Here is a 1500-nt window from a genome sequence, read left to right on the forward strand (position 1 = left end):
CTGCGGGGCGCGGGCGAGCAGGTCGGCGTGGACGAGCGGCGGATCTGGGACAACTCGAACATTATCGAGAGCTTCAGCGGCATCACCTCCCCGCTGACGTTCACCACCGCCGCCGACATCTACGGGCGCGTGTACCGCGGCTACGCCGCCTCCCTGCGGGTGCCGCCGCGGCAGCTGCGCCAGACCGACGCGTGGACGCCGGTGCTGCTGGGCAGCTTCCACGGCCGCGTCTACTACAACCTGCTGCACTGGTACCGCATGGTCGGCATCGCGCCCGGCTATCCGCTCAACCGCCGCGTGCTCGAGGCCGCGCTCGGCGTGGCCGAACCGCTGCCCGATGACATCGCGAAAACGTTGCGGCCCTTCGTCTTCGACAGCCCCCTGGCCCGCCTGCGGTCGCGGGCGGTGACCACGGCGGTCTATGTGCGACGACTGCTGGGCATCGACGACATGATGGAGCGCTTCAGCGCCGAGTTCTACCGCGTCTACGACGAATACGACACCCTCGACTACCGCACCCTCACCGGCGAGCAGGCCTACCGTTCTTACCGCACCGTGGATCGTGACCTGGTGGAACGCTGGGGTCCGCTCATGGTGCTCGACGCCATCCTGCTGACCACCACCGGCCTGATGTTCCTGCTCACCAAGCTTTTCCTGCCCAAGGCCCCCGAATGGTTCCTCTACGCCGTCGTCGGCCCGGGCGCGGACGTGGAATCCGCGGAACCGGCGCGCGCCATGACCGATCTGGCGCGACTCGTGCGCGCCGATCCGGCATTGAGCGAACTGGTTAATTCGACCGCGCCGGAGAAGATCCACGACGCGCTGCGCGACGCCGGGCGTGCCGAGTTCCTGGCCGCCGTGGACGACTATCTCGACCGCTACGGCTACCGCAGCCTCGACGAATTGAAGCTCGAGACCCCGGACCTGCGCGAGAATCCGGCCAACCTCTTCGTCATGCTGCGTAGCGCCGTCGGCCGCGTCGGTGACACCGTCACCGCCGATCGCGGCGGGGAAGCCGACGCCTACCTCGACGAACACCTCGGCCACGGGGTGCGACGGCGCGTCTACGAACGGTTGCGCGCCAAGGTGAATCGCTGTGCCGCGCACCGGGAACGGCTGCGCTTCTGCCGCACCCGGGCCTTCGGCATGGTCAAACGCATGATCCGGGTGATGGGCCGGGACCTGGTGGCGCGCGGCGTGCTCGACGAGTTCGACGATGTCTTCCAGCTGACCGTCGAGGAACTGCGCGGCTGCTACGAGGGCGCGGACACCAGCGTGCTGCGCGAGGTGGTGGCCGGGCGGAAAGCCTTGCGCGCCAAGGACTCCACCCTCGTCGCCCCGGCCCGCTTCGTCACCGTCGGCCCCCGGCTGGGCAATGCCGAACTCGCCGCCCAGGGCTGGGTGCCCGTCACCGCCGCGGACGCGGCCGCCCCCGGCACCGTCCTGACCGGAACACCTTCCGCCGCAGGCATTGTCGAGGGCACGGCGATCATCGTCGAC

Annotated in this window: 1 pseudogene; it reads left to right on the forward strand. The window is 69.5% G+C overall.

What is annotated here, in order from left to right:
* Positions 1 to 1500, forward strand: a pseudogene (locus tag ACWELQ_RS45530) (phosphoenolpyruvate synthase); the annotation flags it as partial.

This window comes from Nocardia sp. NPDC004722 (assembly GCF_053601505.1).